Genomic DNA, 26,856 nt, shown 5'->3' with positions numbered 1-26,856 from the left:
TTTGCAAGCCACTGTTTGCAAGTTACCGTTTGCATTGTGATAACGGTAAAATAGGTGTCAGGCACCGTTAGTGGACAGTGTCCTCCTGGGGCGGACACTGCCTTGGCCAAGAAAGAAGTGTAACAAAAAGCGATGAATTTCTATTTTTAATAGTATAGAAATTTATCGCTTTTGTTTTTTTGTTTTGTTTAGGAATGGTGATTTTTCGCTAACTAACATTTGCAATGTAAATTGATTTATTTAATTCTTCTAATCTCATACACAGTTTGTCATTTCGTCTCAGTCGGTGTCCGGTTTCTGCATCAATCGTGACACCGTTCATTTCAATTTGGACGTCTGATTTATTAATAAGCAGTAATGTATTATCTGTAATTGGGATGAAGGTGATTTGATCGGTCTCTTTGAATTCTGGGTTAAGCAAGAAAAGCTCGTTCAGACAAAATTCCCCTTTATATGCTTTTATTTTCTTAATCTGTGGTTCCGTCCATTCACCTGTTACATCATCTTTAATTTCAACAACAATTTGACCACTAAACCCAAGGCTTTTTTTCTTTCTTTTTGCATTAAAGGAATAGATTATTGTTGCAATTAGAAAAGCTCCAGCTGCAGCAATCATAATATAAAGCCATGGAAGCTGCTGCCATTTCTTTGTCCTAGTTGGGCTCACCTCAGCTGCAATAGGTTCAGCTGTGGCATTTAGGATGGTGAGTTTCTGTGGCTGAGTTTCCCTGAAAAAGCTATCGCTTTCCGCTTTCACCATTATTTCAACGTTTTCATAATCTCTTAGAGTGAACTGACCGGCAAATCCTTTATCGCTTGCATTTAATGAGATTTCCTCAGACTTTCCTGTATCCAAATTCTTGACAAAAAGAGTCGCTTTCAACGTTTGGTATATGTCTTTGTTAGTAATTTTCTTCCCGTTGTCCTCAAAGAAGGAGGAAATCTTGACCTGATCGCCTGCTTTAAATTCCTTTGTAAGTGGGGCAAGTTTTAATTGTAAATCATTATTAAAGACAAGATTGATATCCACTTTATCTTCTGGAAATCCCTTGACCTTAAGTGTCCAATCTCCTTGGGGGGGAGAAATTATTTTTAGCATGGAGTAATTTTTCGATTTCGTCAGCTTAATTTTATCTGATGGAATGGCCTGTTCCTGGCCGGACGGGTCAACTAATTTCAATTCCACTGGCTTGCTTGATACAAGAGAAATGTTTGCTTCTAATACATTTTCATTCGGGATCGTGATTTTTATATCTTGGAATTCTTTTTTTGCAACAACTTCTTTAATTGGGACGACCTTTAATTTCAAATGATCGGCAAAAATCTCACTTAAGATTCCTGGAAGATCGTTTGCATTACTTGTTTCGAAATATTTTCCGTTCGTGCTTGTGGCAATCGATTGGAGTAAATCCTTGTTCAGCTTGCCATCGGCGTTTAAACCAATGACATAAATAGGGTAACCCTTTGTTTTAGCATCAGCCACTGCTTGGGCAGCTTGCTCATCGGCTTGCTTGGCTGTTTTGCCCTTTGTCTTGTCTGGATCATTGTTACCATCTGCAAGTAGGACGATTAACGGAAAATATTGTTTTTCATGGCTGGTATCTAAGGATTTTACAGCTTCTGTTAGTCCAACAGACATGTCAGTATTCGGATCATATCCTAATGAATCAATAAAATCCTTTATCGACTGTTTATCTTTCTCTGATTGGATTTTGACGATGTCTTTTTTTGCAGTGACATCATGCCCATAGGCAACTACACCGATTTTATCCCCCTTTAGGGATGACATATCGACAAACATCTTCATCGCTTCATTACTGATTTTGTTCGGGTCACTGGAAAGCATCGACCGGCTGACATCAACGACCATTACACTTTCTATTCTAGAAGCAGCATATTCCGGACCCTCCGCGTTTACATTAAAGGTTGCTATTATACAGAAAATAAAAGCTGCTGCTCCAAAACTACTAATCCATTTTTTTAACATATATATGCACCCCCACTTGCATTAAGCTTCTAATTTGCATTTTCGATTTAAAATAATATTTTGTTCGTTATATAATACTATCTTACCATCTAAACCATAGATAACTTAACTATTAATGACAAAAAAATATAGAATTATTTATCGACATTTTTTGCTGTTTTTTTTGCAGAGAGGGTAGAAGGCAAAAAATAGAGCATCCCGTAAGGAATGCTCTCGATAACAAATTAATTATTTTGCTTAACAAAATTTTGACTCTCGGTTGAATATTGGTAAACCTCGTAGTCTGGAAAAATGAGTTTATTACCGTCTAACTGTACGGTTGAACGTCCTTTCTTTACCAAAATAGGATGTAGGGGATTTGATTTAAGTTTCAACGAATAAACCCAAACATAAGAATCAGATATACTGTTGCTTGCGACGATTACTACTTCAGGTATGTCATCCCCGGTAAAATCATGTTCGATTCCATAGAGTGAGAATCCCTCATTTAGCAGCTTATTCTGATCAAAGGGGATTCGGGTATCTAAATCGGTTGATAAATTCAAAGGCCATTGTCCGCCCTCGCGATCATTTAAAAGATAGCTGTAGATACCATCAGGTTGGGCTTTTCCAATAATATTTTTTACTTGCTTGCCGTCAAGATGTAAAGAAAAGGATTTACCGTCAACATCCATAGTTGCTTTATGAAATAAATCAAGCGAAATGGGGGTACCGGTAAGTTTATCTTTTTGTTCTTTCTCTGAATTATTTTTACTAGACACAGCCGTTTTGGATGCTTTCGGTACAGAGCTGTCAGTACCAAAAAACCTGTCCAACGTCCACCATGCCCCGCCGCCCACTCCGCCAACAATGGCTAAGGCCATTAACAGCTTCAGTCCATTCTTTTTAAGGAATTTAACCACAGGGCTGGCAGTTTCTGTTTCCACTTCCTTCAGTAATTGTTTAAGACTGTAGTTTTTGATTAATTGTAGTTCCGTCCGCAGCGTTTTATTTTTCCAAAGCGATTTTGGATGGCTAATGAAATATTTTCGTAATGACCTCCTGTAGCCAAAGTCAATGTCTACGAGTCGAGCGTTTCCTCTAACAAAGGACAGCAGCGTTTTGTCATCACTGTGTTTGATTAAGTAATCCAATACACCTTGATAATCAACACCATCAAACTCTGTTTCAAAGGCGATGAACAGTAATGGAAATTGTTCCGGAGACGGATGGTCTCGTAATAATCTTTGCAGAATCCCTCTAAGCTGTTCGCGGGCAGCAACAGTTAATGGCTTTAAGCTGTATGTTTCAGCTTGTGAAGGGATATTGATTAGCTGGTATAGGGTATTGGTGATCAGATAATTTTCTTTTACCTTCACATCTTTCAAATCTCCTACGTTAAGTTCCTTTGTAAAAATCTTTCTGAATGCTTTGATATCCGGTAACGTGAGATCCTGCAAACGAATTGAACGTAATAAGGCAAGCCTTGCATGTACCAGTATATCCTGTTTAAACTCGTCAAAGTCGGCGCTGCACCGGTCAACGATAAAACTCTCCACTGCCAGTACGGCTTTGAAAGGGTCACTATCGGTGCTGATAGCAGAAGCAATACTTTTTCTGACAACCGACTTAAACTTTTCAATGCCAAATAGATAAGGTGTTCCCACCATTGCTTTTAATTCATTTAGGATGTCCTCCAGAAGAACGAGGTGTTTAAATCGGCCATTAAGATACAGCTCAAGTAGGCTTTCAAAATCCTGATGCTCATTCATAAACATGACGAGTGCCTCATGGGTAGGCATGTCCTGTTCGATTACTTTCCATAACTGATGGAAAAGCGGGTCATGTTGATAATACGTAAGTGTTTCAAGGATAAAGAAAAGTGCCTGATCCGACCTCACAATGGCATTAATGGAAACCACAGCATTAAGATAATCGAGGGCTGAAGCCTTGTCTGGGGCGATTTTTTCCTCTTTCATTAGTGTCAAGAACAGCCCCGTCAAATCCGGCTTTTCGTTACTATTAACCTGTAAAAACTTCATCAGACTATGTAAAAAGCCAGCTTTATTTTTTGCATATAAAGAGAAATCGTTATAACGTACAGTCAGATATATGTCGGTCAACTGGTAATAGCTCGCTAATTCCAGCTTTGACGATTCTGGTAAGCCAGCCAATGCCATTTCAGCAAACTCAAAAAAATCATCCATTCGCTTGGAATGAGTGAAATGGTGTAAGGCCAATTCCAAATACTCATGCTGCCGGTCAGATAGATCCACCCCAGAAATTCTGTTACTCGCAAAATCAAAAATGAATTGTTTTTCGATGGCACGATCTCTGGTATTTAATGTTGCCGGCTCAAAAAACATGACATGGATATAATTTTTTGTTTCTGGTTCACTTGTAAAGGTCATCGCCCCTAATTTCCGGCGGTGGGCATACGGTAGATAAAGAAAAATCAACTCGAGCAACTGCATGGCATATTTCGAATAAACCTGAAGCGGCACATTTAGTGAGATGAAGACCTTTTTCTTGCCGGCTATCGACGACATGACCGTAAATAAAAGCTGTTTAAAATTTTCCTCCGTAATGCCTAACGTCCCTAGCAGGTCACTTGTTACCGAAAGAACATCACTAGCTTCATATCCAACAACCTCTCGCTCAGGCAGAACTTTTCCATTCGCCATATCATAGGACGTTTGAAAGTCGTTTATTTGAAACAGCTTTTCCGGCTGCTTAATCCATTCTTCCTTTTGTGCCCTTGGAATTATGTAGTTGTGCATAAAATACGTGCTCCGAGCACCAGTAAAATCAGCAGGTACAAACACGGCCTGACCGATAACGAGATCACCAGTTTCCGGCTGAAACATTGTCACAGCCTCAGGGTAGATGGAGGCATCCTTTTCGCCGCGTTCCGCTAAGGTTTTAGGAGAATGATAAATACAGAACGGATGCAAGTATTTTTTCACAAATGCTTGATCGAGGCCTTCGGATATAGCAATCGTGTCATACCCGTCGGTGGCGTGAAAAATTCCGCCGCGTTCCCGAGTATACATCTGCTGCTGAATTTTTCCGCTCACTGACCATTTCTCCCTTCTATATACCCCAGCTTATATAGCAGCCAAATAAACGGTTCATCCACCCGGACGGGACTAATAATGCCGCTGACCTGCTGATCGACCGGATTACTTCCAAGGGCGGACACCGCGAAATAGGAGGTATCCTTAAAGTAGACATCAAGGGCATTGACAAATGGAGTATCTACTTTTGCTAGAAATCTCTTCATTTCCCCGTTAATATTTTCATATTCAGCTAAATTGAGGCAGCCGCGATGTATGACATTACGGAAGACATTGCTGTTGGTGCCGATGTATTCTCCATCATCATGCTTTAAGGAATGTAAGAGATCACTTTTCGTCAACACTACCGCAGTCGGGATATCGGTTTTACTATTTTCAAGATGGGCAATAAAATCACCGAACAGTGAAATCACAACCTCACGCGGCTCATCACCCTGGCCAACAATTTTACCTGGGTTTTCACCCATTTGGTGGATCAGTTTTTCACGTATTGCACGGATTTGCATTGGGTCGACCAAGAACAGAATGCCTGCGGAATTTTTGATATGGGCGGCATGAAGCTTAAGGTATTCTTTATCGGTCATACCTTCACCGGCTACATCGAAAAAAACAAGTGTGAGCGGCGCCTGATCTTCATCTTTAAAGATAAATTGAAAAATAAACGGCTCCTGCCGATTCGTTTTTTCGGTTGATTGTAAAAGAGTCCCATTTTCAAAAAGGGGAATTTCATAGTTTATCCGGAATCTTTTACTAATCTCATTATCCAGCGGGATACAGGCGGCATCAAAATTGTTAGCAGTCACATGCTGAAGCGTATGAATCAGAGACGTCATATAAACCGATTTTCCGACCGAGGTGGCGCCAACAATCGAAACGATGTTACTTGGGTGCCTGCCGCCCGTTACCGGAAGATCGTTATGACAGACAGGGCACAGACGATTTCGCGTCACGACCGCGTATTTATCGGATACACCCATTAGAATGCGGTCAGAGTAAATCTTGTTTTCATCAGGTATCATCGAAGGATCAATGATGGCCTCGAGTTCATCAATTGGAGCTAGCCCGAATTTTCCCCGGTAGTTGTTCAATAATTCGTCTTCCTGGAGAGCTAAAGTCTCATCATCATCGCGGTGGTGGGCGGCACGGAAGACGACATCTTCATGATGAAATTTTGAAAAACAGTACGGGCAGACAATATCGTAAAATGGTAATCGTTCTTTGGCAGGTTGTTTTTTTTCAAACATTCGTTTTAATAATGCGAACATGTAATGGCCCCCTAATCAGGTATCAGCTCGTAATGCTGTGCTGATTTCTTTCCATTGTTAAAAAAGATGCGAATAAACTCATTTTTATCGATTTCAATTTCCGGCGTCACGGTTTTCCCAGCGGGGAAGTCACGGATAAACGGATAGACGCTTCCATCCTCAAGCGAAATTGGGACACCGCCGCTTTTTTTTACATAGACGAGTAGTTCTTTTTCGATTGGAAGCTCGGTCATGATCGACATCTTTACTTTTTTGCGAGATTGAAAGAGTTTATTTTTATAAGCAATAGAAAAATAAATCTTCGCTCTCGAGCCTGTGATATAAATGAGATTTTTTTCGTTTTCCTGCATGAAAACAATAAGCTTTCCTTCCCGTTTTTGGCAGGGAAGGATGCGGTAGGCAGTGCGGCCGATTGTATCTAATCTGCCGACATACCCTTGGCTGACTTTATATTCCTCGCGAGTGTAGAGTTTTAATTCACGTTCATCAATTTCGCTGATTGGCTTTACGCTATCGGCAGAGGTCTTATAAATGTAGACAAAGTCAATCTCTTTTGGCCAGAACCAGCTTAAATGAACCTCTGGATCTTGCAGCGTCTTTTTTACATCCTTTATTTCATGATTAGGGGAAGAAATGGGTTCCCAGTTCACCAGTAATCACCCTCAATCTTTATAAGCTAATAGGAAAGTATAAATTTTTCAAATTTATACTTTCCTAACGCATAAGTGCAACTACGCCTCTGTCTTCGCCCTTAGGGGCTCGCCAATCGGCGAGTTTTCTTTAAAATCCTTTACTAAATCGATCCCGTTTAGAAGGCGTGCCTGTCACGGAAGAATCAGCTCCAGCAGCCGGCCGTTTAGTCATGCCTGAAAATTTTTCACGAATCGGGATGATCATCGTTCCAAGGCCGGTCAGCGCCGTTAACAGGATATCAGCAATAACGCGGTAAGAAAAACCAGACATAATTGAGGAGTTTTGTAAACCGATTTCAAGCACAAGTCCTGCTAATAAACCTGAAATCAGCCCTGTAAGTGTGTAGCTTTTGGCCAAATAACGGTTGTCAAAGAGAATCCCAAGACCTAAACCAAATAATCCGCCGATGATGGAAATCAAGACAACACGCAGAATGGCAAGATACAGGCTGCTTTTGAACAATCCATGCCTTTCCGTCATCAGCAGCCGGTCCTGGTTTTCTAAGTAAATTTTTTCAAACACATTCGTTAAATCATTTGCTTTTTTGACATCATGGAAGGACCCGCCCGTCCGGGAGGCAATCGATTTGAGTAGCTGGGCGCCGCTTCTGTCAATTTTGCTCATCCCAATGGTATTAACGATAATTTCCTTGTCTTGATAGGGACGGGCAACCTTAGTAAGGTCAAGCTCACTATAGCCATCTGAGAATAGAATGACCATTGGTTTACGGCCAGGCTTGTGGTTGTCGTCGATCTCCTTTAAAGCGGTGTCTAAAGCACCGGCAATATCAGTTCTTCCGCCATATTCCAAGCCCTTGATTTGCTCGTGGGCATCCAAAGTCTCATTTTTATCGCTGATGTTAAACATCGATTTCGTGACCGATGCATTGTCGTTAAAAGAAATGACAGAGGCCCGGTGGCTGGGCTTCATATTGTTAATAAGTTTTTCGGCTGCTTTCAGGCTTTCACGTTTCGGGTCCGTTTTATTCATGCTGTCGGAAATATCCATGACCATGACAATATCATCAGGCGGTTTGACAGTAGAAAAATTAAGAGAATAAATGTATTGAAAAATAAGACCGGCAGCAAACAGCATGACGAGAGTGGAAGGAAGTAGCACCTTCCATGATAGACCAGAATATTCCAAGCGCCAGCTGCGACCATTAATAATCGGCCTAATAAGCTCGGCAATTAAACAGAAGAGACCGGCAATAAAGGCCAATTGCGCAAAATAGGCGCCCATTAACAGGAAATTGGGCCAAACACCATAGTAGGACTCGATCAACCACTCGCCAATAACAGCACCGATGAACCCTGCAATAATACTAAAAACAAAAAAGAGAAAGCTAAATTTACGGACAGGCATGTTCAATGCTCCTTACAAGTTTAAAGTTAGCGGCGCAGTCCATTTATCGCTAAACGGAAGCTTCTGCTTTATTGGCGTGTAATTCATAGCCATTTTCGGCGTAAGTTTTGTAATACTTTTCGCCATTTCGATAGTACATTAGGTCCTTTAGTCGGAATCCTCCCATAAGGGCGAGCTTCTCAATCCCGCTTGATTTCTTTTCATGGGCACAGCCAACTTTACATTGTCTTGTTTCATGTTCTTTTTCCAAGGCAAACTGCATGAACTTACTGTAGAAATCACCAAAGAAGTATTTTTCTTCAAAGCGATGCTCCTGTGTATAATTAAACACCTCAATATGAACGGAGGAGTTTTCGTTTAGACGAAGATAAAGTTGCTTGAACAAATCTTCTTTTGAGAGAATCTCCCGGTTTTCATAGCGTGTCATGACATTGGCTCGTTCTAGCAGCTCATCCTCAAAACTGCGGTGGAACTCCTCCTGGGTCAGCACCTCGCGATTGCAAACAAGCAGTATTCTTTCAAGAAGGGGATTGGGCTTACCGTTTTCCAGCAAAGAAAGCAAGTTTCCAAAAAATCGCTCATCTGAAAAGAAGTAGGGACCCCATTTTTCCTTTAGCTTTGCTGTGATCATGCCGATCATGTCGGCATAATATTCTGCAATATTTTTATCCAAAACATCATCGGAATCATAGAGACTTTCAGCTGCCGCTTGCATCAGGCAGGATTCTACCTGGTCGATCAGCTCCATTTTCGATCGTAAATATTGGTGATGTTCCTCCAGCACCGTACGATATTGCTTCAAAATGGCCTGCTTTACCTCAAGCTTCATGATTTCGTACCTGGTACCATAAACTGTCTCGAAAAAGTAGTGCACAAAGCTGTTTAGGTTTTTCTTATCTGAAAAAGGAAGGTAGCTCTTTTTAAAATCACACTGGTCAACCATTTGCTGATAGTACTGCTCCAGAAGCGCTTCTTTTTCTAATCGTTCATTTTTCGTATCTCGCTCTAGTCTATCAATTTCATTTATCACACTAATTTCAGCTCCAGGTGTGTCGGAGGTCCATAAATAAGCGCAATATAATCCGTATTGTTCGTTATTTAATACATTTTCATAGAAGCAGCGTTCTATTTGGGCTCTTAGGTTCAACCTTTGCAAGTGCTCGCGAACAGGCTCTTCCAAATTGGTATAAAAGAACCGCTCCGTTCCGCCTTCATATAAATACTCTTCTGCTTCTCTTACAGACATTCTTTTCACCGTTTGATACGAATTCGAGGCCCCGATTAAATCATTCATATCCATGATTTTTTCGACCGGTGGAAGGCATTCATGAAAATATTTTTGAAAGGATGTTTCTGACAGCTCGAATATGCTAAGCACTTTTTCCCGCTTTTCCGTTCCCGCAGCTTTTAACGATAACAACAGCTCATGAAAAAAATCGCTGGCAGCATGAAGGGCTATCGCTTTATTGGACCGGGTCACCTTTGAAAAGCCTGCGGAAGCATAAACGGGCTCCTGTGAATTTCCTTTGATGCCCCTTTTAAAGTCCTGATGATTGTAGCTGTCCATTTTTTCATGATAGTCGGTAATCATCTTTCGATTTTTTAACAAATTTAGATTGCTAATGATTTCGTAATTCTGCTGCATGGCATCACTGGAAATCAAGCTTTCTTCATTTTTATCGCTTAAAAAATACACTAAATCAAACAGTGGGGAAGGAGGGTGACTCACATTAAGCCGCAGGTGATCCTCTGTCAATTGGAGATCCTTTTCAAAGGTGTATTCATCGTTTTGATAGTGATCTAGTTCTTTTAAAAAACTAATCCCGAGTGAGGTGGAGAGGGCAAAATTCTCGCCTTCCTGTTTTTCCTTTAGCAATCCATATAAATCTACCTCGACCAAGCGAAATGACTCTTGAAGGATACTTTTTAACAGCAATGTAAATTCTTGAATAAGGATATTTGCTGGATCATCAATCGCCGTCACTAGACAAAGGTTTACTTTTTTTAGCGATGAATATTCCTTCCCGTATTCAGCTATTTTCGACGAAAGCTTACGAAATGCCTTATTTAGATCAATTAGCTTTTTTTCCTCGCGATAAAAGGCTTCGTACATGCCCTTTCGCTTGTACTTGCGGTCAAGCTCATCTCCCGGAAGCTGGAAGGACAGTACGTTTTCGCTCGTAATCGTGTCAGTTTGATATGCGTGAAAATATAAGACCCTGGAACTGTTTAGCCATTTTTCCTCATTTATAGTCATAATCGCTTTTAGTGCATCCTTCACAAGGTCACCTAGGAATAAAAAGACAATCGGATGATTGACACTGCGCTGTTCATTCTCGGAAAGGCTGATTTTTTCCAATTGGATTGAAAATGTGTTGGCATACTTTTGTAAAAGTTCTCTCAAAGCTGATTCCCCCTATTGATTCTCCAAAGCTGGGCAGGATAAGAGGCGGGCCACATGCACTAGTTTGCGTGTGGCCATATTTTTAAGCGTTTAGATTTGGACGGTGTGTGATGAATTGATCTATCTCGTTAGAATTCTCTTAATAATTCGGTTATCCGCCAATTGTAGATAGCTATCCACCAATTGGCTGCGTTTATCCGCTCATTGGTGACACACTAATGTCGTTTCCTTATGATTTTAACTGCCGCAGCATCTCCTGTACCTTGATCATCAGTTCTTTGTAAAAATCGTATAATTCCTCGCCGTTAGCAAATTCCTTGTAGTCATAATCAAGGGTTTCCTTTTCCTTTTGATAGGATGCGGCCATTTCCTCTAAAGCAAAAATTAGCTGCGCAGCACTTTCTTGATTGATTAACTCAATGCTGCGTCGTTCCGATTTCTTTTCGAGCTGCGCCATTTGCTTTGGATTTAATGATTGAAAAGCTTGATAGATTTCAAATTCAACAAACTTCGACGTTTTCATCAGGTTCACGAACGGCTCCCATGCATCTTCTTCAATTTCTTTATCGTAAACATAGAGGGCACCGCGCTTCTTAATGGTTCTAGTATAAATGGCCTGAATGAACTGATTCATCATCATCTCTTTATCTTTTTGCGAAGCAAGAACTTGCTCTATCTCGGTGATCTTTTCTTGAATAAAACGATATTTCCGTACCTCTAATTTCACTTTTTCAATTAGTTTAGGGGAACGGATGAAGTTTTCCTTAGCAAGTTCTACATTCGTACTGCCAAAAATATCACTCGACCCAACAATCTCCATGTTGCCGGCAAACATGTCTTTCAGCTGACGGAGCACTTGCTTCAAGCTTCCGAGACTCGCTTTTTCTATCTTCTTCGGATCTACGTCATGCACAGCAAATAACGCCCCAATATTCACGTCTTTTGTAAAATGGCATTGGAATCTAGCACTTGTATTTTGGTCATCATTTTTCTCCGTGATACAGCCATAGCCTTTGGCTTGATCAAATAGGGCACGGACTCCGGCATTATATTGTTTAACACGTTCGTTCTCGTACGTATCTCCCCATGATTTTTCCGGAATCGGTGAAGGGAGGTAAGCCCAGTTTTCCTTCGCAGTCTGCACAAGATGACGGCCAACTCCTTCTTTTTCTAAAATTGTTTTTTCATATGCTGTTTCGTATAGGGACAGCGGCGAGTACGCAAACAAAGGAATCCCATTTTTCGTATTCAACCAGAAAATCCGGTTTTTTAGCTCACTTTCTTTAATCGTGAAGCGTGAATGACTAAGCGAATGGCGCTCGAAATTTTTTATCCCATTGAAAATATTCGGTGCCTTCACCGGTACAGATACAAAGCCCCATTGTGGGAAGTGAAGCTGACCGTTGCTGTTGGCAAGGTGGAATACTGGCAGAGCATCACGGTCAAGGCGTGCCGCAATCTTATCCTCAATAATCTTGTCGATGGGCAGGTCATCGCCGTATTTCAGCCGTAAAAAGTCTTCCATCGACTTCGTAATCAACTCCCCGAACTGGTCGGTTAGGAATTCGGAAACAGTGCCAACAACATCGATATCGGTTTCCTTTACCCAATAGGTGGATTTTTCAAGGAGCATTTCCGACCATTGCTGCACCAACAATTCTCCATCCTTTGAATCAAACATTCGCTGAATTTCACGAGCGACATCGGGAACACTGACAAGGTGCCAATAATAGGTGGCATCGTGGTCGCGTTTTACCTCCTCACCATCGACAAGGATATCAGCGTTCTTTTCAAAAATTGTCTTCAGCGTCTCTAAGATTTCTTTATACACCTCATAAATCTTGTTATTCTGGTTGTTTAAAAGCTGGTATAGGTCCTCATAGAATTCGATCATTTCTTCAATTCTGGCCTTTTCCGCCCGAGCAAAAAATTCATTCAGTTTGGCTTCAATATAGGCATTCTTTTTGCGATCCTTTGAAATAAAGGCGCTGCGGGCATCTTCTAGCTTGCTGTAGGCATATTCCTGCTCTGTAGTAATCGCTTTTGGCAGGCGCTCTAAGCGGTCGCGAAGTCCTTCCACATATGCCTGCAATGTTTTCAACAAGCAGAAACCATCGTTGGAGTAGATCAAGCGCGATGCAAAGATTGGCCCTTTTTTCGGATGGAGGAATAAGCGCTCAATGTGGCGGCGGAACTCCTCCATGATTTCTCCCGGCAGCTGTTTCTTGCATTTACGGTATTGGTCCTTTGCTTTTAGTAAAAATTCACGGTCTAATTCTTCATCAAGATTGATCACTGAAGTTTTTATCACATTGTTGTATGAGAAGCGGTCGCTGTTTTCAAATCCTGACAATGGTTCCGGCACGCGTTCATTAAAGCGCTGATGGACAGAATCCGGGTCGATACGCAATTTTTCTAAAAACTGCTCGACTTCCGATTGATCGGGACCGGCATCAAACATTATGTTCATTTTTTCAAACAGCTTATAGCCAATATAGGTTGTCATTTCTTCGAGTGGAATCTCTGCCATCGATGCGCCAATAATGTTGTATTGGTAGTTGGCGGCATATGGCTTCGGCATTTGGGCGATATTGGTGCGGATGTTGCTGATATAGTCGTGGATGGCAAACTCTTCGCCAGATTTCTTTTCTTCATTGGCCATAAAGTTGGTGATATTTTCAGCGGTGACATTCATGCAGTAATCGTAGGCATTCTCGAGCCATTTGCCTTCAAGGTTTGTCCCGGAGATCAAATGACAGAGATTAAACGGCGGCATGGGGGAGTTGACATCTAAGAGGCTGCCGTATTTCATTTTGAAGCGTTCATTTCTTTCATCACAGTTCATCCAGTAGTCAAGTTCTTTTAGGGATGCATAGCCATTTTTCTCAATATATTCGACGGTGTGCGAGCTTAAGCCTCGTTTGGACAAATTCACATCAGGCGTGAACAGGTAACCAAGCATGCTGACTTTATCGACACCGGTTGAGCCGAATTTCCGCTCCATGATGCCGCGGGTGATATAGGCAATATCAAGGTAGCAGCCACTGCCTGTTCCCCCGGACAGCCCAGTTAAGATGAAGACATAGAGCCGTTTATTTGTCCCTTCAAGAACGGCTTCTATTTTTCGCTCAATCGTTTGAACGACTTGATTGATTTTTGTAAACAGCAGCAGTCTGCCGGCTTGACGGACACCCGAGGCACCGCTGATACCGTCGGTAATCAATAGTTCTGGTGACAGCCATTCCTTTATGTACGGTTCAATCGTGCTGCGATTTTGCAGCAGGCCGCCGATTTCCGGGTTGGAAAGCAGGACAAATTCTTTGTTCGGGTCAAGGCCAATGCCTTTGTATTTTTTATTGCGGTCATATTCATTCGTTTCAAATGCTAAAAATTCAATGTTATTCGGCTTTTCCTTTTTCTTTTTCGATAAAGGATCCTGTGGCAGCTTGAAGCGGCGGTTGACTTGGTACTTGAGCCTGAGCAGGGCATCAATCCCGGTGCCCCCAAGGCCAATGACAAGCATAGGGTTATCGATCGTATCAACGCGAATTTTCTCCGAAATGATGCCCCCGCCTAACGAAACATCCAACTGCTGAATATGCTCTCTCACATTAGCTTTCATGCAAAATTCCTCCTTGGCTGTTTAAATACTCATACATATAAAGACGAAAAATATCGTGGTTAGGATTCAAGTTAAGGGATCAGGCACCGCGAAGTGGTGCCTGACACCCTTACTACGCTTTTCGAGTTAACTTATATACTCAATGTAAATAGATTTATTAACCTTTTTAGGAATGATCCGCAGGCGATCGTTTCGTTTTACAACAAGGCCTTTTTTGGCGTCAATGGCTCGGCCGCCTTTTTCAATTGTACAGTCAGAGTGATTGACGATTAGCAGAGCATCACCCGAAGCGGGTTTAAATATGATTTGCTCCGTCTCTGTAAATTCCGGTGACAGCGACAAGAGCTGGTGCAGCCGAAACTTTCCTTTAAAGCCTTTTAATTTCTTGAATTGCGGGCTGATACGTTCACCTGTATCTTCATCCTTTATTTCTACGATCATTTGGCCGCTAAAGCCACGGCTTGCTTGTTTCAATTTTGAAAGCACGATGTAAGCGAGGGCTGCAAGCAGGAGGGCACCGACTACACCAGCAGCTACATAAAGCCATGGGAATGGTATCTCGTCCTCCGTTGAACTTGGCTTTGCCGCTACAGGTGCAGCTGCCGAATTTTGCACGATAATCTTTTCCGGCTGAGTCTCACGGAAAAAGCTATTATCCTCAGCTTTTACGACAACTTCATAGCCTGTGGATTTTCCGAGCTTGAACTGACCGGTAAACCCTTGAGCATCGGCATTTAAGACAAATTCCTCCGTATTTCCCTTGTCGATGTCTTTTACATAAGCGGTCGCTTTCATAGATTTATAGATTTCTTTATCTGTAATGGCTGTGCCGTTATCTTCAAAAATAGCTCTGACTTGAACGGTTTCGCCCGCCTTGTAGCTCTGCTTGGCAAGCGGGGACAGCTTTAGCTGTAAATCATAGTTAAAAACAAGATTGATATCGATTTTATCCTGCGGTACCCCTTTGACCTTTAACGTCCAATCACCCTGTACCGGCTTCATCAGCTTAACCATCGAGTAGGTCTTTGACCGTGACAGCAGAACCTGATCGGAAGGGATCCCTAGCTCTTTACCGGAAGGATCGATCAGCTTAACCTCAACCGGCTGGCTTGAAATAAGCGAAATATTCGCTTCTAACACATTTTCATTTGGCACAGGTATAGTGATATCCTGAAAGTCACCATTCCCTACTAATTGGTCTACCGGGACAATTTTCAACTTTAAATGGTTGGCAAAAATTTCACTAAGGATTCCTGGAAGTCTATCTGCTGAGGTAGCTTCAAAGAATTTCCCGTTTGTGCTCTCGGCAACATTCGTGAGCACGTCTTTATTCAGCTTGCCATTAGCGTTTAAGCCGATAGTATAGATGGGATATCCCTTCGCTTTCGCATCAGAAACGGCTTTCTTTAGGTCGTCCTCCGCCAGGGCAGCAGTCTTAGACTTCTTCGGATTCAATTCGTTATTGCCATCGGCTAAAAGGACAATTAATGGAAAGTAATCCTGCTCATGGCTTGAGTCCAACACCTTAACAGCTTCTTTCAACCCGGTGGATAAATCGGTATACGTGTATTTTCCAACCGAGTCAATGAAATCCTTCAGATCCTGTTTATCCTGTTCCGAGCGGATCTTGACTAGTGCCTTTTCCCTCATTACCTCATCGGCGTAAGCAATGGCACCGATTTTATCCCCGTTTAGGGAGGCCATATCAATAAACATCTTCATTGCTTCATTGCTAATATTATTCGGATCGCTGCTCTTCATGGAATTACTTACATCCACGACCAGCATTCCTTCAATCCGGGAAGTGGAATGCAGTGGACTTGCAGCGCGTACACTTAAATAACTACTATTGCAGAGTAAGAAAGTAATGACTATAAAACTACAGATCCATTTTTTTAACATCTGTGTGCAACCTCCACGAGCAGTTTCCTATTTCGCGCAAATATTACAAAAAATCCTTGATGTAAACTTATTTTACCACCGCTGTCATTATATTCCCAAGCAATAATCCCTAGAATTATAAAAATTTTCCTATTATAATATAAATTAACCAACTATTTTGGGAAAATTGTGTAATTTTGTGTAAGATAATATCATTTGAACAGGAGGAATACCATGTACGTCATCGTATTTACTAGTATTCTAGTATTGATCCTTCTCTGGAAAACCTATAAAGTTTTGAAAAATAAACACAGCAGCGGCCATTTCGAGGATATCGATGATGAATTAGTCATCATGTTAAATGAGGGTGATTCCATTGGCTAAACAGGCTGTCCAGTTATCAAAGAAAAAACGAACAAAATATCGCTTTCAAAAGCTAAAAATGTGCAAAAAATGCAATCGCTATTCCGTTTTAAAGGATAAAATATGTCCGACATGCGGCACTAATCTTGTAGGAATTGAGAGTCTCGTCAAATCTATTTTAAAAAAACGTTTAACGACGGAAGCAATTCGAATATTAATAGTTGTCTGTCTTGGCATTGTTTTTGCCCCAACCATCAAAACTATGTACTATTCCTTAATCGCTGGAATCATCTTTTGTATCAGCTACGTTGCTTTGACCTCTCTGTTCATGAAAAGTGAGTATTTTCATCAAATGAAAAAGCTTCTTAGAGCGGATTTCCGCAAAATTCAGGCGGGCATCCAGTATGACAGCGACCTAGCCAAAGCCGATGTCAAAGAGGAGAGACTAGCCGCGGCCTATGAAAAGCTTCGTGAAATTGGCGATTTTATTTCCACAGATCGATTGAAAGTCCGACGCGTGATGGTGTTAAACGATATTGCCCTACGGAGCGACATGGAGCTTGAGCTTGAAGGGCTTATTCCTTCATCATATGATAAGGATTTTGTGAAATATGCGCTTGAGGTGTTAAAAATAAACCGTATGCTGATTACGAAAAAGTGTATCGCTTATTTTATTCACTATCGTGATGCGATTGTCATTGATTTCGGGATGGATTCGCTTGTTTCTGTCGCCGGTACGGCATTACGAATGAAGCTGTACATTCTCGAGTTTTCCACGTTTATCGAAGAATTCCTTGACTATTTTCCTAAGGAACGAGTGCTTAGACTGTGCAGTATCATCCATGCAAACCCTGAGGTGGAGTGGGGAGGACTTAAGGAAAAAACAATGCGTGTAGTTGCAAAAAAGTATCATTATGATCCAGATTTCAAGAGTTTTACAATTGAAAGAGAAAGGGTCATTAGTCATGTTTAAGTCAACTGTTTATAAAAAAGTGAACAGGTCGCAGAATTTTTTCTTGCTGCTGCTTGTAATTCTGCTTGTACTTGTCGGCGGCAAAATCATTATGGCACATGCAAAACTCGCTGCTTATGTGGAAGCAATGAGTTTGTTTAAGTCAGGAGATTTAGTAGACGCAGAAAAGAAATTCCGGGCTGCAAAGCGAAACCTATCGGTCACTGACCATAATCAAGACATTAACCGGAAGCTTACGATTCTCTCACCGATTCGTGAAGTAATGGAAGACTTGGATGAAAAGGCAGCTGAATATCAGGAGGAAAAGAACCTCGATCAACTCGTTGTAACTTATGAACGCTGGCAGGAGAACATGAAAATTTGGGTGTCAGGCTCGCGTCTTCAACAGGATATGTATGGGGAGATGCTCGTACCCACGAAGCTTGATCAGGATTTTAAAGCCTATTTTTCCGCAATAAAAATGAGCCAGCTTGCTAAATTACAGAATAATACAATAAACGGGGACGCTGAGGAGGAAAAGGTTTTTACTATTTTAAAAAAGATTCCCACTGAATACTATGGCGGTGATCCCGAAAAAACAAAAGAGATCCAAACCGCTTTCCACCAATATTATACGAATAAAATCAAGACATTGAAAGCAGAGAATGCCTCTGTTGCCAGGATTGTAGCTGAAGGAAATCGGCAACTTGCCATGCTGACCAATTTCTCAATTGATTTTGGCTGGCTTAAAAACACCCTTGATACCCATTTGTTAAAAGTCCTTAATGCCGCAATTGATAAGAAGGATTATGCTGTATTTGCCGAGCAGGCAAATACCGTCAGAAACCTATCAGGGAATATGAAGGATGCCAAGGTGTTCTTATTTATCGAAAAAGCAAAAAATGATTTACTGTCCAAAGCAAAAAGTCTCACAACCGGCAACAACTACGAGGATGCCATCAGCCTCTATGAAGCACTTAAACCCTTAGAAAACACGGAACAACTAATCGTAAATGCCAATCTCGCCTGGGATAAATTTGAACCGATTCGCGTCCTAAAGCGTCTTTATCCTACAAAGGAATTTCCGAGCTTTGTGAACGCGAAGAACAAATGGGGGGCAGACATAGTCATTGCAGCTATCTCCAAGGACGGTGGAATCTATTTTGGCAAGCTTAAGGGAGAAGAGGTAATGGTAGTTACCGAGGGAACCCTGGATGGCTCGCCGGACGTCACTAAACTAGATTTTGAAAGCAGCTTTAGTTCATCAAACAATCCGGTCATCTCGATCGATGCAAAATCTAACGAACGGAAGCATCATTATTTGGCCTACGAAGTCCGCTCCAGTTCGATGGTGAAAATTCTTGATGTTGAAGCAGATAATCTAACCGTGGAATCGAAGAATGTTTTACTAGTGGATAATCCAGCCGGCCAAGGGACGAGCGAACTTGCCTATTATGAACAGGATTCTCAGGGGATCTATCGTTTTACTAAAATAAAGGCAGATTATGTTGATATTCATGTAAGTGAAGTTACCAACTACTACGGGAAAAAAGTGCGCTTCAAAGCCTACGCCACCGCGAAAGCAAACGGAGGGGCATTAGTCACACTTTCGGAAACCTATAACTACAACACTAGCCGTTGGGAGAAAACATATTTGCTGTTAAGGGGCCAGTCGGAATTTACCATTTACCAGAACTATACCGTCATAGGAAGCTTCATTGGATATGAGAATATGACTGATGAAAATGGGGAGCAGATTCGTGTCTCGGTATTCCAGGTGGAAAAAGTGGATAAATAGAAAAAGGCGAGTTAACTCTACTCGCCTTTTTCAAAACTTGACAGCGGGATAAATTGATTGAAGATCCCAATGGTTGTAACCTTACCCATCCCAACATCCGTAAAATCGGTTTTATAGATCGAGAAAACAACATAATCGGATTTGGTTGTGCCCGCATCAAAGATGGATTTTCCCGCAACAGAGAGAAGCCCCTTTTTTAACAGGTTTGACGATTGCTCCATAGCTTTGTGATTGATCCAATCGATGTACTCAGCACGTTCAGGATTTGTAGCTGATAAAATAAAGACAATAAAAATTGAGAGAAAGATGGATACAAGACGTTTCATTTTTTGGACTCCTATCTTAAAAAAATACAGTTACTGCTTGTACATTCATATGTAAAAGAAACCTAAAAAATCACCAAAATCGCTTCCGTTTTGAGACCATGTAAATAAAAAAATGGAAAAAATATATTGGTGATATTTGCCTTTCGCTATGTTAAATTATTACTATTATTATCTTTTACTAGTTTCGCTAAACATGGCTTCATGGTAATTTAATTGTATTTTCATAAATAAATTTAAAGGAGACAAATCTGTGAAGAGAAAATGGAAGTGGGTACTTTGCTGTTTCCTATTCCTGCTTTTTTTAAATGGGTTCGGAATCCTAGTGGTTACTTTTTTAGGTAAGTAGGAGAGGCAGGGAAGACGGGAATGACAACGAACTTAACAAAACCGATTTCGAAAAAGTTGCTTTTTGCCATGCTCATTGTGACCATTGGGGCTGAGGTTCTCCTCTATTTAACCCGATACAGCTACATGGCAGGTACTCTATATGATGCCATGATGGTGTCGTCCTTTTTTATCGGCTGGAAGCTGCACCAGCGGCTCAAAAGTTCCACGGACCAACCAAAAACAAAACGGCAGCTTACCCTTCAATTCACGGGAGCCTTTCTGATTTTCTTTCTTGGCAGCACGGTCATCAATATGTATTCAACCTATACTTTCCAGGATTTTAGCACTGATTATGATCAATATGTTCAGGACTATGCCGAGACACAGGCATATGATCCAGGGGATGAAGGATCGTCGACAGAACCAGTTTGGGCATTTTTTGAAAAAATAGACATGATTGGCTATGATTTATATGCGGACACGCTTGCTGGTTTGGAGGAGGTTTGGCGGCTTTCTTACATGATCCTCTTGCTTGTTATTTTTAAAAAAATATTCCCACGCCGCTGGGAGAGCGGGCGAAGAGATATTTTCCTCATGAGCGCACTGTTTCTTACTTCAATCCTTTTTGGTATCGACCACACGCTAGATTCGGAGCAGCCATGGTCGATTCGCATCGGGGCCATCGTTACCTTTGCCAACATGGGATTATTATTTGGTTTAATCCTATTATGGACACGAAACCTTTGGGTGACTGTTCTCGTTCACGCGCTTTATGATATCACCGCAACATTATCATGGTACTATATCGATTATGCTGTCGAACTATTTGCCCTGGCTGTTTTGGTTGTCCATTTGATTCTTTATACGCTGGAAAAATTAAAACAAAGACGCTTGGAGCGCCAGCTGGAAGCAGTTGAGCTGGCGCAGGCTGCTGAATAGATATCATTAAAAAGAGGTTCCGGGTACCTAAGCACGGAACCTCTTCTAGTACTCGTTGACTTTATTATCAACATATATAGAGTAGTACCATCCTCATTCATTAAGTAATTAATCTTTTCTAGATCAAAAACTTGTATTAAACTCTCTAATGCAAGTTTTTGCTTCACATTTAGTTCTATAGAACTATTGCAAACCTACTATAAAAACCGACAAAAAAACCGTTTATTCCCCGAATTTTCTAAAAGGAACAATTCACCATTTTAACCCCAAAATTCTTTCCGCAAAGAGAAGATGCCGTTTCTTTGTTTGTAAACACAGTTATGAGTTAATTTTACATAACGGTAAAATTTGTGCAAAAATTGTAAATATTGTAGAGTAATGGCGCAATTTATACTAGAATGGGAGGTATACGACAAAAGTCGTAACAGGGGGGTTCATAGATAAATAGTTTTAAGTTAGCTGCTTTGTGGGTGCTTATTTGAAAACGCATCCAAAATCCTGGATACAAAATACAAGAGGGGGCATGCCTATTTAGTTTGTTTACTACCCTAAAGTCAAAGGTATAAACATTCAAAACTCAAGGAGGCGAACGGTTTGAAGTTTTTTAAAAAGCAGATTTTTATATTAACAACTATTGTTACATTACTAGCCAGCTACGTGTTGCCTTACATCAATCAGGCTAGTGCAGCTGAGAATTACATAACCGTAGCGCAAGCAATTGCGAATAATACTGGAAATGCAACGGTGAAAGGATATATTGTTGGATACACTACTGGAACGAATAAATATCAATTTACAGGTCCTTTTAATAGTGATACTAATATTGCCATTGCAGATAGTCCAACTGAAAAGGATCCGGCAAAAATAATGCCGGTTCAACTTCCATCAGGAGAATTAAGGACTAATTTTAATTTAAAAACACATCCTGAAAATTTAGGCAAAGAAGTTTACATTACAGGGTCATTAGAAGCATACTTCACTGTCCCGGGACTAAAGAGTCCAACTTATATAGGATTTGAACCTCCAGGAGGCGGTCCCGTTGATCCGCCAGTCGATCCACCTGCTGATGGCATCAAAATCAGTGCCATTCAAGGGGAAAGTCATACTTCACCATATAAAGATCAAACGGTCAAAGGTGTTGTAGGGATCGTCACTCAAGTATGGGATGCGGATAATTTCTATATGCAGGATCCAAATCCTGATAACAATCCGAAAACGTCCGAAGGGATCCTTGTCTACAAAAAGGGCCACGGAGTTGTTGCAGGTGATAAACTAACGGTTGACGGACTAGTAAAAGAATGGATTGTTGCCGGCTATAACGATAAGTTGGAAACAGATCTTCCGTCAACAGAAATCAATGCGTCTCTGATTACAAAGCTAGCAAGCGGACAAGAGTTACCGAAGGCACTTGTCATTGGCAAGGACATTCACCCGCCAACTCAAGTAGTTGATAATGACCAATTTGCTGCTTTTGACCCAGAAGAGGATGGAATTGATTTTTACGAGAGTATCGAAGGTATGCGTGTAGCCATTGAAAACCCAATGGCTGTTTCTCCACAAAGATATGGAGAAGTACCAGTTATTGCGGAAAAAGTAGAAGGTAAAGTTTACACAACACCAGGCGGTATTCCGATTACGAAAGATAACATGAACCCTGAAAGACTGCCGCTCCTTTTCACCGTAAAGGATGAAACATATAAGGTTAAAACAGGGGATAAGTACAACGGTACGGTAACGGGTGTCATCACCTATACGTTCCAAAACTATAAGCTTCTAACTAATAAGGCAGATCTTCCTCAATTAGTAGAAAGCGGCTATACGCAAGAAGTAACCGAAATCGTTAAGGATGATGATAAGTTAACAGTTGCTTCTTACAACATGGAAAACTATACAAAGGCTGATGCTGCTAAAACTGCAAAAATCGCTGATTCCTTTGTGAATAACATGAATAATCCTGATATTATCGGCTTAGTAGAGGTTCAGGACAATAATGGAGAAACTGCTGGCGGAACAGCTGCAGACCAAAACTATCAAGCTCTTATCGATGCTATTAAAGCTAAGGGCGGTCCAACTTACAAGTGGACCGATATTGAACCAGCCAATAACCAAGACGGCGGGGCGCCAAACGGAAACATCCGTGTTGGTTTCATCTACAATCCAGACCGTGTTTCATTGAAAGCAGGAGCAGCAAAAGGTGGATCAACAGAAGCAGTTGGCTATGAAAATGGTTCCTTAACCTTAAACCCTGGTAGAATTGACCCGACGAATGCGGCATTCTCCTCCAGCCGTAAGCCATTAGCTACAGAATTTATGTTTAAAGGCGAAGATGTCATAGTTATTGCTAATCACTTTAATTCTAAGGGCGGAGACCAGCCGATTTTTGGAAAAAATCAACCGCCTGTTCTAGGCAGTGAAGCAAAACGTGTGCAAATCGCCGGCAGTGTTAACAATTTTATTAAAGATGTAAAAAGTAAAAACACGGATGCGAACGTTGTCGTCCTAGGTGACTTGAACGATTTCGAATTCTCGAATCCATTAACAACCTTAAAAGGAAATGAATTAACAAACCTAATTGAAAAAGTTCCGGCACCTGAACGATTTACCTATAGCTATCAAGGAAACTCACAGGTGCTTGATCACATGCTCGTTTCTAACAATCTAGCAGCCCGCTCTGAAATTGATATCGTTCACTTGAACTCTCCATTTACGCATGCACATGGGCGTGTCAGTGATCATGATGCGGTGTTGGCACAAATTAACTTAAAAGATGAACCAACACCTCCTGAGCATAAAGCAATTGACTTATCGATCATGCATGTGAATGATTCACACGCAAATGTCGAGCAGTATCCGAAACTTACGACTGCTGTTAAACAAGTAAGAAGCGAAAAGCCAAATGCATTGCTTGTTGACGCAGGAGACGTTTTTTCTGGAACTCTTTACTTTAACCAATACCTTGGAAAAGCAGATCTAGGCTTCATGAATGATCTCCGCTATGACGCAATGACATTCGGAAACCACGAGTTTGATAAAGATTCCAAAGTATTGGCAGACTTTATTAAAGAAATGAAGTTCCCGATCCTAAGTGCCAATGTCAATGTGACTAAGGATCCTGTCTTAGGACCGTTGTTTAAAAATGAAATCAGTGCAGATGCAAAAGGCGGAAATATCTATCCAGCCATGATCAAAATGGTTGACGGCGAAAAGGTTGGTATTTTTGGCTTAACAACAGAAGATACAACATTCCTTGCAAACCCATCTAAAGATATTGTATTCGAAAATGCGGTTGATAAAGCAAAAGCAACTGTTACTTCACTTAAAGAGCAAGGTGTTAACAAAATTGTTGTCCTTTCACACTTAGGCTATGGACCAGACCAAAATCTGGCAACAGCTGTGGATGGTATCGATGTCATTGTTGGCGGGCATACCCATACAAAGCTTGATAAGCCGGTGTTAGTTGAAAAAGCTGAACCAACTGTTATTGTCCAAGCAAATGAATACCTTAAATTCCTCGGTGTTCTTAATGTAAGCTTTGATGAAAACGGTGTGGTAAAAGCGCAAGACGGCAAATTGCTTGATGTGAATACGTATACGGCTGATGCAGATGCACAGGCAAAAGTAAATGAATTGAAAAAACCGCTAGATGAACTGAAAAAGACAGTCATCGGCTCATCCAATGTTTTCCTTGACGGTGAACGTACAAATGTCCGCTACAAAGAAACCAACCTTGGTAACTTGATTGCCGATGGTATGGCACAAAAAGCCAATGAAATTTTGAAAAATAACACAACGATTGCGATGCAAAATGGCGGCGGAATCCGTGCCTCCATTCAGCAGGGCGATGTAACGCTTGGCGATATTCATACGGTTATGCCATTTGCTAACCTCCTCGTCACTCTTGACTTGACAGGTCAAGAAATTTGGGATGCTCTTGAGCATAGTGTAAGCAAAGTAGAAAGCGGCGCAGGCCAATTCATGCAGGTTTCCGGACTTCAATTCAAGTATGATCCAAAGAAGGATCCATATAAGAGAGTCTGGGAAGTAAACGTGAAAACAGCTGACGGCTTTGAGCCGATTGATTTAACGAAAACATATTCTGTCGCAACCAATGCATTTGTAGCTGACGGCGGCGACGGATTCTCGATGTTTAAAAAGGCTAAAGATGCTGGCCGTATTCACGAGCTGCTTCTAGTAGACTATGAAATTTTAACCGAGTATTTTACAAAAAATAGTCCTGTAGCTCCAACGGTTGAAGGCAGAATCACAGCGAAAGCTGCACCATTTAATCTTTCTTTAATGCATGTAAATGATACTCATGCGAATGTCGAGCAATATCCGAAGTTAACTACTGCTGTAAACCAAGTAAGAAGCGAGAAACCAAATGCCTTGCTTGTTGACGCAGGAGACGTTTTCTCTGGAACACTTTACTTTAACCAATATCTTGGTAAAGCTGATTTATGGTTCATGAACAAACTCAAGTACGACGCTATGACCTTTGGTAACCATGAGTTTGATAAAACTTCTGCTGAACTTGCAAGCTTTATGGGTGAAATGACCTTCCCTATGATAAGTGCAAACGTGAATGTGACAAAGGATCCAGTTTTAGGTCCATTGTTCAAAAACGAAATTAGCGCTGCGCCAGAAGGCGGAAAAATCTATCCGGCAATCGTAAAAACGGTTAACGGGGAAAAAGTAGGTATTTTCGGTTTAACCACTGAAGATACAACGTTCCTTGCAAACCCTTCAAAAGATATCGTGTTTGAAAATGCCGTGGAAAAAGCAAAATCAACGGTTGCTGCGCTGAAAGAGCAGGGAATTAACAAAATTGTTGTTCTTTCACACTTAGGCTACGGCTCAGACCAGAATCTTGCGAAAGTAGTCGATGGAATTGACGTAATCGTTGGCGGACATTCCCATACGAAGCTTGATAAGCCTGTTGTAGTTGAAAAAACAGAACCAACCGTTATTGTTCAAGCAAACGAATACCTCAAGTATCTTGGTACACTTGACGTAACGTTTGATGAAAACGGTGTGGTAACAGCGGAAAGCGGCAAACTTCTTGACGTTAATACCTATGCACCTGATGCAGAAGCATTAGCGAAAGTTAATGAATTAAAAGCTCCGTTAGAAGAATTGAAAAAGACTAAAGTTGGCTCTACAAGTGTTCTTCTCGACGGCGAGCGTACGAATGTCCGTTATAAAGAAACAAACCTTGGTAACTTAATTGCTGATGCGATGGCCCAAAGAGCCAATCAAATGGTGCCTGGCACCTTTATTGCGATGCAAAATGGCGGTGGAATTCGTGCATCTATTAACCAGGGCGATGTAACACTTGGTGACATTTACACGGTAATGCCATTTGCAAACCTTCTTGTTACGCTTGATTTAACGGGTAAAGAAATTTGGGATGCCCTTGAGCATAGTGTAAGTAAAGTAGAAAGCGGTGCAGGTCAATTTATGCAGGTTTCCGGTATCCAGTTTAAATATGATCCTGCTAAACCAGCATACGATAGAGTTTGGGATGTAAAAGTCAAAACAGCTAATGGTTTTGAATCAATTGATTTGACTAAAACATATTCAGTTGCGACAAATGCATTCGTAGCTGATGGCGGCGATGGATACTCGATGTTTAAAAAGGCAAAAGATGCAGGCCGTATACACGAATTACTGATTGTTGACTATGAGATATTGGTCGATTATTTTGCAAAAAATAGCCCGGTTTCACCGACGGTAGAAAGAAGAATCACCGCTGGAGAAGAACCAGCAGTAGAAACGGGTTGGGTTTTCAAAAATGGACATTGGTATTTCTATGATGAAGAGGGAAATATCCAAACTGGATGGCTGCAATATAGCGGCAAATGGTACTATCTAGACAAAA

General features: G+C 41.2%; 14 protein-coding genes. 5 read left to right on the top strand and 9 right to left on the bottom strand.

What is annotated here, in order from left to right:
• Nucleotides 1-208: 208 nt before the first annotated feature.
• The 8 genes from V7150_RS17050 to V7150_RS17015 all read right to left on the bottom strand — a co-directional run bounded on the left by V7150_RS17050 (nt 209) and on the right by V7150_RS17015 (nt 16,294).
• A complete protein-coding gene (locus tag V7150_RS17050; protein ID WP_335520800.1) occupies nt 209-1,987 on the bottom strand; it encodes a vWA domain-containing protein in 1,779 nt (592 codons plus the stop codon).
• 224 nt (nt 1,988-2,211) lie between these two features.
• Nucleotides 2,212-5,043: a hypothetical protein gene (locus V7150_RS17045; RefSeq protein ID WP_335520798.1), complete on the bottom strand. Its 2,832-nt coding sequence runs from the start codon at nt 5,041-5,043 to the stop codon at nt 2,212-2,214.
• A complete protein-coding gene (locus V7150_RS17040) occupies nt 5,040-6,308 on the bottom strand; it encodes a TRAFAC clade GTPase domain-containing protein (protein ID WP_335520796.1) in 1,269 nt (422 codons plus the stop codon). Before V7150_RS17040 ends, V7150_RS17045 begins: the two co-directional genes overlap by 4 nt.
• A gap of 11 nt (nt 6,309-6,319) precedes the next feature.
• Nucleotides 6,320-6,958: a beta-mannanase gene (locus V7150_RS17035; RefSeq protein ID WP_335520793.1), complete on the bottom strand. Its 639-nt coding sequence runs from the start codon at nt 6,956-6,958 to the stop codon at nt 6,320-6,322.
• 130 nt (nt 6,959-7,088) lie between these two features.
• Complete coding sequence (locus V7150_RS17030; protein WP_335520791.1) at nt 7,089-8,366, bottom strand: VWA domain-containing protein; 1,278 nt, start codon at nt 8,364-8,366, stop codon at nt 7,089-7,091.
• Nucleotides 8,367-8,415: 49 nt separating this feature from the next.
• Nucleotides 8,416-10,770 carry a hypothetical protein gene (locus V7150_RS17025; protein ID WP_335520790.1) on the bottom strand — a complete coding sequence of 785 codons (2,355 nt, stop codon included), beginning with the start codon at nt 10,768-10,770 and terminating at the stop codon, nt 8,416-8,418.
• Between the two features lie 229 nt (nt 10,771-10,999).
• The gene (locus V7150_RS17020; protein ID WP_335520788.1) at nt 11,000-14,392 is read right to left on the bottom strand and encodes a tubulin-like doman-containing protein; all 3,393 of its coding nucleotides are present in this window, start codon (nt 14,390-14,392) and stop codon (nt 11,000-11,002) included.
• 126 nt (nt 14,393-14,518) lie between these two features.
• A complete protein-coding gene (locus V7150_RS17015) occupies nt 14,519-16,294 on the bottom strand; it encodes a VWA domain-containing protein (protein WP_335520785.1) in 1,776 nt (591 codons plus the stop codon).
• A 213-nt stretch (nt 16,295-16,507) separates the two neighbouring features.
• On the opposite strand from V7150_RS17015, the gene V7150_RS17010 reads away from it, so the two are divergent.
• From V7150_RS17010 to V7150_RS17000, 3 genes are read left to right on the top strand one after another with little or no spacing between them, the layout of a single operon-like run.
• Nucleotides 16,508-16,657, top strand: coding sequence for a hypothetical protein (locus V7150_RS17010; RefSeq protein ID WP_335520784.1), 150 nt, complete (start codon nt 16,508-16,510; stop codon nt 16,655-16,657).
• A complete protein-coding gene (locus V7150_RS17005; RefSeq protein ID WP_335520782.1) occupies nt 16,650-17,609 on the top strand; it encodes a hypothetical protein in 960 nt (319 codons plus the stop codon). The genes V7150_RS17010 and V7150_RS17005 overlap by 8 nt, the downstream gene beginning before the upstream one ends.
• Nucleotides 17,602-19,386, top strand: coding sequence for a hypothetical protein (locus tag V7150_RS17000; protein ID WP_335520780.1), 1,785 nt, complete (start codon nt 17,602-17,604; stop codon nt 19,384-19,386). Before V7150_RS17005 ends, V7150_RS17000 begins: the two co-directional genes overlap by 8 nt.
• Nucleotides 19,387-19,403: 17 nt before the next feature.
• Here V7150_RS17000 and V7150_RS16995 read toward each other — a convergent pair whose 3' ends face one another.
• The gene (locus tag V7150_RS16995) at nt 19,404-19,712 is read right to left on the bottom strand and encodes a DUF4359 domain-containing protein (protein ID WP_335520778.1); all 309 of its coding nucleotides are present in this window, start codon (nt 19,710-19,712) and stop codon (nt 19,404-19,406) included.
• Between the two features lie 366 nt (nt 19,713-20,078).
• Here V7150_RS16995 and V7150_RS16990 point away from each other — a divergent pair, with 366 nt between their 5' ends.
• Nucleotides 20,079-20,978 (top strand): CPBP family intramembrane glutamic endopeptidase, encoded by a 900-nt coding sequence (locus tag V7150_RS16990; protein WP_335520776.1) that lies wholly within the window; start codon nt 20,079-20,081, stop codon nt 20,976-20,978.
• Nucleotides 20,979-21,572: 594 nt separating this feature from the next.
• On the top strand, nt 21,573-26,856 hold a 5,284-nt coding region (locus V7150_RS16985; RefSeq protein WP_335520774.1), incomplete at its 3' end, for a 5'-nucleotidase C-terminal domain-containing protein.

Origin of the sequence: Neobacillus drentensis, assembly GCF_036965245.1 — a bacterium.
Taxonomy (GTDB): Bacteria; Bacillota; Bacilli; order Bacillales; family Cytobacillaceae; genus Neobacillus; species Neobacillus drentensis_G.
The sequence above is the reverse complement of the archived record's forward strand: the minus strand, read 5'-3'. Positions and strand labels throughout refer to the sequence as shown.